General features: G+C 39.9%; 6 protein-coding genes. 2 read left to right on the plus strand and 4 right to left on the minus strand.

Annotated features, from left to right (window positions below; all coding sequences use genetic code 11):
• Positions 1–121 precede the first annotated feature (121 nt).
• Positions 122–1429 carry a hypothetical protein gene (locus tag JW841_12625; GenBank protein ID MBN1961781.1) on the minus strand — a complete coding sequence of 436 codons (1308 nt, stop codon included), beginning with the start codon at positions 1427–1429 and terminating at the stop codon, positions 122–124.
• A gap of 166 nt (positions 1430–1595) precedes the next feature.
• On the opposite strand from JW841_12625, the gene JW841_12630 reads away from it, so the two are divergent.
• Together JW841_12630 and JW841_12635 are read left to right on the plus strand one after the other, a co-directional pair.
• Complete coding sequence (locus JW841_12630) at positions 1596–2660, plus strand: hypothetical protein (protein MBN1961782.1); 1065 nt, start codon at positions 1596–1598, stop codon at positions 2658–2660.
• 9 nt (positions 2661–2669) lie between these two features.
• Positions 2670–3734 carry a YkgJ family cysteine cluster protein gene (locus JW841_12635; GenBank protein ID MBN1961783.1) on the plus strand — a complete coding sequence of 355 codons (1065 nt, stop codon included), beginning with the start codon at positions 2670–2672 and terminating at the stop codon, positions 3732–3734.
• A gap of 9 nt (positions 3735–3743) precedes the next feature.
• Here JW841_12635 and JW841_12640 read toward each other — a convergent pair whose 3' ends face one another.
• The 3 genes from JW841_12640 to JW841_12650 form a co-directional block, all read right to left on the minus strand.
• Positions 3744–5021 carry an amino acid ABC transporter substrate-binding protein gene (locus JW841_12640; protein ID MBN1961784.1) on the minus strand — a complete coding sequence of 426 codons (1278 nt, stop codon included), beginning with the start codon at positions 5019–5021 and terminating at the stop codon, positions 3744–3746.
• A gap of 4 nt (positions 5022–5025) precedes the next feature.
• Positions 5026–7200 carry a TonB-dependent receptor gene (locus tag JW841_12645; GenBank protein MBN1961785.1) on the minus strand — a complete coding sequence of 725 codons (2175 nt, stop codon included), beginning with the start codon at positions 7198–7200 and terminating at the stop codon, positions 5026–5028.
• Positions 7201–7338: 138 nt separating this feature from the next.
• Positions 7339–8076 carry a hypothetical protein gene (locus JW841_12650; GenBank protein ID MBN1961786.1) on the minus strand — a complete coding sequence of 246 codons (738 nt, stop codon included), beginning with the start codon at positions 8074–8076 and terminating at the stop codon, positions 7339–7341.
• Positions 8077–8190: the final 114 nt, after the last annotated feature.

Consider the following 8190-nt stretch of genomic DNA (forward strand, 5'->3'; position numbering starts at 1 on the left):
GTGTAGGTTGAATGGATAATTTAGGACTAAAAATTGCTATGCCTGAGTTGCATATTTTAACTGTTCTTATTCGTAATCATATCTATTGAACTATTAGGTTGGCGTAATTTGAAGACCCGCCCTAAGTTTGTTCTGCTATTTTATCACTCATAGCTTGCAAATCAGCTTTTGCTATACGTGCATCTTCTTGTGCTGTCTGCAATGCTGATTGTATCTCATTCAAATTTTTTTCACGTTCTTGTGCCTCAGTTAAAAGGCGTTCTACTTCTTTGCGTAAAGAAGTAATTTCAATATTCGCTTTTTCTAATTCAACGCGACGCGATTCATTCTGCTCAGCAAGTTGATTAAATTCTGTTCGTGCACTACGAACTTCAGCTCGAACAGATTCAATAAGTTCTTCTTTCGCTCTTAATGAATCACGCATATCATTAAGAACACCCTCGTTTTGTGTACGTAAACGAGATAATTCGTCAGCAAGAGTGTTAAAACCACGCGTACGTTCGGTAAGTTCACTTTGTGTATGTTCATATTCTTTCTGCAACTGCATATTTGTATCTACGTGGTTGGCGATAGTTGCATTTAAAGTTTCGATATGGCTGTCACGCTCTGTTATGGTCGCCATAGCGCTAGCAGCTTCTTGGACTTTAGTTTGCAATTCATTATCACTTTGTTGCAATTTTTGCTCAAGTTCAGCGATTTTTCGAGTAGACTGCTCTCTTAGCTGATTAAAAGCTTGCTGGGCTGCTTCCATTTTCGTACGAAAATCAGCAACTAATGCGGTTTTTTCTTGTTCAGATTTATTTAGACGATTATTTGAAGTTGTAATTGCATTGGCTAATTCTGATTCGAACGCCGCTTTTTGTGCCTCAACCGCAGAGAGACGTTTATTTAAATTCTCCATCTCTGTGCGATCGCGCTGGGCTGTTTGCGCTGCTAATTTTTTAATCTGATTATAACGATTTATTGCAGTTTCACGTTCTTTTTCTTTTGCAGTGACAAGTTGGTCTACAGCTTCGTATTGTTGCTGCATTGCGCCCCAAACGTATCCAACTCGAGCTAAATCTCGTTCAAGTTCAAAAACAGATTGACGCAAGGTGGCGATCTTTTTGTCGGGTCCAGCAAGATCTTTACGTGGTGGTGGCGGAGGTGGTGCACGAAAGTCCACTTCACGTACTTGAGTAAAAACTCTTTGAATGAATTCACGATCTTGATCGGTAATGGGGGTTAATATCGGACCACCAACATTTAAACTACGTTTTGGTGGTGGCGTAGGAGGAGCTGTTATCGATTTCTCTTCTTCTTCGATCGACTCTATTAGCTCAGGATCATTAATAGTTTCTTCTTCGAGACCCATAGCTTCAGAACTAACATCGGATACTTCTGTTTCTAATGCTACAAGTGGCTGGTCATTCTGTTCATCGACCGACATCCGAAGGTCTCCATCAATAAAAGTAACAAATCCTAATATTTTCTAATGTTAAAATTAATTTTTAAACGATTTTTATGTTCATAGCCATGTCCTACTGTCAAATACTGTTAAACTAACTTAAACATTTATCTAGCATTAGTACTACTATTTCTGCTTTTGTTATATTGTGAATCATAATTTTGACATACACTTCGCTTTTCCTGACGAAACATTGGTATATAATTGCCAATTATGTGATCAGCGTTGTTGTAAGACTGGATTTATACAAGTCTTTTCGCATGAACGCGAGCGTTTACTCAGCATTGCACCAGCATTAGAATTGGTCGCGCCTGCTATTACTAATCCAATTGGCCTATTTGCTTCCCCACCTTCAGGATGTTGGTTTTTAAAAAATAACCTTTGCACTTTAACAACTTCACATGGCGGTGCTTTAAGACCCTCTGCTTGCACTCTTTTTCCTATCAATCGTTTTGCTGCACATGGAAATACCTTAATAATTGCTCCTGATCCGCTATGTCCTATGCAATGCCATCCGAGCGAGGGCATCAGTTTTACTGAGGTTGTCGAACTATTAAATAAATTAGGTGTAGCTGGAGCAAATCCAACACCAGTACGGGTAAATGACCCCCCTGATTCTTTGGCTTTAGAACGTATGCTTCGCGATGCAGCATCATCAGTAATCGATGAACCATCGCCTATACCCTACTTAGCGCTTGGTGAGTTAGCCACGCATACATTTTGCCAAGGTGGTTTAGAGGAATTAACATTTATCGACCTTAAAAACGTTGACGCGAGTGTTACCGCGCTACAACATCGATTAGCACAGCAGGCAATTATTTTAAGTATTCCCATCCCTAATCCTGCTGCTTGGTCTATTACCGCTCCATTGTTAATCTCATATATTCCCAGCTTGCGTCTTTTTGATTTTGAAAAGATTCCATTGGCAGTATTAGCACGCGCAATTTCAACCCTTGCGTTATTAGTGGCTCATTGGTGCAATCTACGCCCATTACAAAAACCACTGCCCCAAACACTTAACCAAATGGCTAATACTATGGGCCCATTATGCTACCTGATGGCTTCATGGGATGAACCGTGGAATGGACCACAAATACAAGATTTAGATCTTTGTCCTCAAGATCCTATCAGTCACGTAGAGGCAAAATTAGAAAAACGACCTATAGAACGATTAAAACAATTATGGATGTTGGCTCGTCTTTTAAACACTTGAGGTAACATTGTGGGTAATTCTTACAATTGCGAACAAGTATATTTCGCTTTTAAATCAGGCTCACTTAAATATGATTGTAATTTATGTGGTAAATGCTGCAGCAATATAAACATTATAGATACACCTTCACATTTTATTTCATCTCCATCATTGCAAAATATTCAAGCGTTTTTGGCGACTTCTCATCAATCTGACCCATTATTGTCGTTTTATAACTTTGCTGATGGTTGCCGATTTTATAAAAATGGCTGTGAATTACATTTTAAACAAAGCAAATTAGCTAAGCCATTGGTTTGCCAGCTTTTTCCATTTTCACGTTTGATTGATATCGACGGTCTATTATCACTATTGCCGCATCAGCGCTGTCCTTGGCATGCAAGTGGTGATAGTCCTTCTGAACAATCTGATTATACACAATTATACGATATTTTAGCTGAATTACTTAGTGCTGGTATGCAGCCCATAAAAATTGAATCGCATACTTTTATGCCTAGTAATACTAGACGTAAAATTGAAGAAAAAATTCTCCAGAGTTTGCCTGATACTACTGAAAATGTTAGTGAAATTTTATTTCATATAGCCAATAAGCAAGCAGAAATTAGTGGCCCTATAATAACTGCACCTGATTTAGATTTATGGCTTGACCTATTGCGTAGCGCTGGTAGCCCTCCTCCATTAAATATATACGATCAAAATTTGTTACTAGCTAGTATTCCTTCACTACGCATTTTGCTTTCTGAGAATCTACCATTTAAAGCTATCCCTACAGCGCTATCTGCATTTGAATTATGGCTACGTACTTTAGCTGAACTGGGCAATTTAAATTTGTCAGGCGAAAATTTAATGCATCTATTTGAAATGAGTCGCCCTCTATTAAAAATATTAACTTATGCTGGATTGCCGGTACCATGGGGACAAGTACACTTTCCTCCTATCTTAATGCAAATTCGTCAAATAGTGCGCGCCTCTGACGATTTATCGCTTGGTGAATTATTATTACTATATTTACGCCATGATAAATATGGGGCAGTAAGCATATTAGCGCAATTAGGCGCGGCATTTCCTGCCTTATAAAATACAATGCTACCTAATATCTTCAACAAACTTATTGTTTTTAACGGTAAAAACCGTGGTTTGTCCGCCAAGCCGTTCACCAGTATTTCTAAAACGGATGGGACCAGTTAAACCTGAGTATAAAACGTTTTGTCCATTTTTAATTGCACTAAGAGCAACAGAAAAATCATTCCACTCTACTTGGATACCATCACGTGAAGCATTGCCAATATTAAGTATGTTTTGAGTTAATGTTGCTCGATCAATATTACCATCACCAGTATGTAATGCCTGCTCAAGCGCGATCATTAAAACCGCTGCTGTATCATAAACAAAATAAGTTTCTTCAAAAGGTTTATCTCCCCAAGCGTTTTCAAATTGCTTGACAAAACATTTCTCAGGTTGATCTTCACGACAAACTTGCGCAAGATATGGAATATACAACGATAAGCCAGTCGCACCTTCTAATGCACCACTTGGGGTGTTTAAAAATAAAACTTCAGACTTAAGTCGAGGTGTAAAAAACCAATTTGGTACAACCGAAGATACTGCCATAACTTCAGAGATAAGTTCTGCAGCAGGCAATATATTAGTCGCAAGTAATACACCATCAATATTATTATTTGCCTGGGTGTTTGCAATATCTTGAGCTGCAACAGTTTGTATCGAGAACTCATTTACAATCTCCCCACCTTTTTCAAGCAGCTTATCTTTAAAACCTTTTACTAGTTCAAAGTCATATATATTATTATCACTAACAATAAGAACATGTAATTGTTCTCTATCGACTAATAAGTTAGCCATATTTTCGCCAATTAGCGCAGGCGTAGTAGAACCAAAAATATTACCCGGTGACATACGACACCATGGTTTTTCAATAGTAGCATGATCGCCGATAGTGGCTAATGCTGAAAACAATAAAATATCAGCTTCAAAAAGAGGCTGTGCAACAGCTTCTACAAGTTCATCATTACTCGGTCCAATAACTGCAACTACGCCTTCATTAATCAGTTCTAAAGTTTCACGTCGTGCTATTTTGGGATCAGCCTGTGAATCACGAAAGATAAAATGAAATGAATGATCACCATCTTGTGCTTCATCCATTAACTTAGCCGCAAGAAGAATACCTCGCTCGTGGTTAAAACCATCTGCAGCTGCTACCCCTGTGTAATCGATTAACACGCCGATAGCTGGGCCATTTTTAGTTGAATCAGAGCTGCAACCAATAGTGATTAATAGCCAGCAAGTTAAGAAAACCCATACAAGATGCTTACTATAATTTTTACTTTTAGCATCTAAAAAGCGCATGGTTTTAAAATCCTTGATCCAATGTGAGAAAAATGCTGCGCTTAGAACGAGGTAAATCGAAGCCAGCAAAACCAGGATCTGCAACACGACTGTTAAACACATTGGCCGCACGCACGATAATATTAGTAGAAAAATCCGAGAATAAATGGAGATCAACTAATGATGCTACTAAATCAACCTCAGCAAAAGGTGCTAATTCATAACCTTTATGGTTTTTAAATACATTGTTGTCGGAGGCTAAACGAGAACCAGACCAAAGTAGAATTGCACCAAATTGTATATTAACTGCATCGCTAAGTGCAAGACGTTGTTGCAGCGAAGAGCGTACTATAATACGTGGATAGACGCTTAGTTTGTCACTAAGAAGCTGACTTAGATAGCCAGAATCTCCATTATCACGTTTACCCAACTGCATCTCAGCGCTAAGTGAGCCTCGCAAGCCCATTGGCAAAATGAACGAACCTTCTAATTCACTGGTTAATACGTGCATAGTGGCCACATTTGCTGCTCGCTGATTAATCCCTTGGGGTTCAAAAGCAGCTTTATTTAAGAGCAGGCTATAAGACAAACAAGCTAACCAATTAAAATAACTTAAAAAGTTTTGTGATAAACTTAAATCAAAAGTATGCACTGTCTGTGGCTTTAGATCTTTATTGCCAATGACATCGCCAGCACCCAATGGCTGGGTAAATAACAAATATGGCGATGGCGCTTTAAAAGCACTACCGTATAGTGCTTTTAACACTGTGTCCTCTGACATACTATAAACTGCGGCTAATCGTCCGGTAAGTTGCGTACCATAAAGATTATGTTTATCAACTCGCAACCCCCCGGTGAACTGCATTTTATCATCAAATATCTTATAGCGAGCTTGGATAACCGCGCCAAGATTGCCAAGAATATGGCGCTGATCAGCAGAAGTACGCTGCGCATCACTACCATTAAGCAATATACGCCTTACTCCACCAATGTATTCCTCGTCGTATAAGTACTCTAAACCTCCAGCAAGACCTAAATCACCTTTCTCCCAGGCGAGATCAAACTTGAGCGTGCTAGACCAATAGTGCAAATCACGCTCGATATAATAAAGATTGCTGCCGGTCTCGATGCGATCTGGATCATCATTGCCACCCCAAGTAAATTCTGCTGTCCATTGCCCTTGCAGCGTTTCACTAAAACCTACAACACCACGATTGGCCACAACCTCACGAGATAGCGCAATAACAGTACCTTGTGCTTTATCATCTTCAAGTTGGGTAAGCTGCGCCCATGAGGCAAAAGCACCATCGCGTTTTAAGCCAGAGTGTAAAAATGACAAGTCGACTGACTTTATTGCTCCACCAGGGTTATATGATGTTTTTACAAACGCTGATAGTGTCTGATCTTCTATTTTACTGGCTTTACGCGATTGCATATCACTTGGTAAAGCAGGAGCTGGCGAACTACTTGGTAACTTTAATGGGCCATGATCGATCAATGAACCGCCGATAGCTGCAAGAAAACTCCAGCGATCGACATTAAATGATGACCTTGCATCTCCATAGCCACCCTTTGTACTACCCGATAGCCGCAAACGCGCAGCCGTAGCTTCTTCGGTAGGATCGATAGTAACTACATTAATAACGCCTAAAAACGCATCAGCGCCATGTACTGCTGATGCTGGACCACGAATGATCTCAATATTTTTAATCGCACTGATCGGAATTAATTCACTGCCTAACCACGCACCCGAAGTCGGCCGAAAGTTCACCGCATGCCCGTCGATCATAACCTTTACAATGCCACCTTCACCACCAAGACCAGCGGTAACACCACGAACCGCAACACTTGAAATTATAAAATCGTTGAGCATGTAAAATCCAACGACATGGTTCATAATTTCATCAATGCTGTGATAACCCCAGGCACGTAATTCTTGCGCACTTATAACCTCAACAATTGTTGGTGCTTTGCGCATACTTTCAGCAGTAAGATTAACTGTGGCGACAGAGACAGGAGTGTCTAAAAGCTTTTTAAGATCATCTAAGTCGGAACTAAGCGTTGTAAGATCTAAGTCATTAGACGAAGGTGACGTAGATGAAGGCGCTGCATCAGGTTGCGACTTGGTTGGTTCGCTCTGCGCTAAAGCAATTTGTGAACTTAATACTGCTATTATCACAAAGATCCAGCAGCTTTTCATAGCTTGTAGTATTCCAAATGACCGATTGTAGTGCAAACTTATTCTTCCTAAGAGCATTCGTTTTTAGAATAGAACTCCACCATGCCTCACTAATGAGGCATGGTAGGATGCAGTATTAAGTTAAGTTAGTTAAGTTAATTATGGACAGGTTTCACCCTCGTTATAACTTGGATAGCGGGGAGATGTTATAACACCATTTACTTCTAATTCAGTACAAAGGGCAGTATTGATGAATGTATCAACTTTGCTTGGAGTCGCACCTTTGTCAGCAAAAAAGTCTAGTAAAGCTTGGCTAAGCTTACCGTATCCAAACCACGGATGTTGGTTGTCTACGAGATTAGCTTCAACGGCTGATTGATAGTCTTTATACTGAGATAAAATATAAGCGTCAGTAATCTGGTTGTCAGGATCATCAAATTCAATGGCCGGCGCTTCACCGCGAGCTTCAAGCCAATCCAGCTGCACAGTTGTGTCAGACGCCGCTAACAAAAAATCAACCGCTAAGTCTTTATTGGGGCTATCAATATTCGCCAGAGCATACTCAACTACAAAATTATAAAATTCACCATCAATTAACGGTCGAGAAACCCAGTTATCCGCCGAAACCACACCACTTGCCTTGAGATTACCTTGTGTCCATTGAGGACCAACTCCAAAGACTCCCTCACCTTGAGAAAATGCTTCACTAGAATCATCGGCAGGGATACTATTGCCATTTCTATCATCAACTAGGTTTATACAATCATTTTTTAAATAATACTGCAGCATATTTAACGCATTACGTAATACAGTCTCGGGTTCAGTAGACGTACCAAAGGCAGCATGGCCACCACCAGTAGCATCTGCAGCAAATAAAGAGCTAACCATAACCCACATGGAGCTATCACTATTAGGGGTATTCCATGGGGTGCAAGATCAAAAATTGCTTTTCTTGAGAGAATGATAGAGACGATTTCGAATAAGCTCTCACTTAAAATTCCCTATTCCCTA

The organism is Deltaproteobacteria bacterium, from assembly GCA_016931625.1.
Taxonomy (GTDB): Bacteria; Myxococcota; XYA12-FULL-58-9; order XYA12-FULL-58-9; family JAFGEK01; genus JAFGEK01.

Bases quoted from the DNA above. Each gene is read 5' to 3' on its own strand.
- JW841_12650 (MBN1961786.1), bottom strand. From the start codon at position 8,076: ATGTGGGTTATGGTTAGCTCTTTATTTGCTGCAGATGCTACTGGTGGT.
- JW841_12625 (MBN1961781.1), bottom strand. From the start codon at position 1,429: ATGTCGGTCGATGAACAGAATGACCAGCCACTTGTAGCATTAGAAACA.
- JW841_12645 (MBN1961785.1), bottom strand. From the start codon at position 7,200: ATGAAAAGCTGCTGGATCTTTGTGATAATAGCAGTATTAAGTTCACAA.
- JW841_12640 (MBN1961784.1), bottom strand. From the start codon at position 5,021: ATGCGCTTTTTAGATGCTAAAAGTAAAAATTATAGTAAGCATCTTGTA.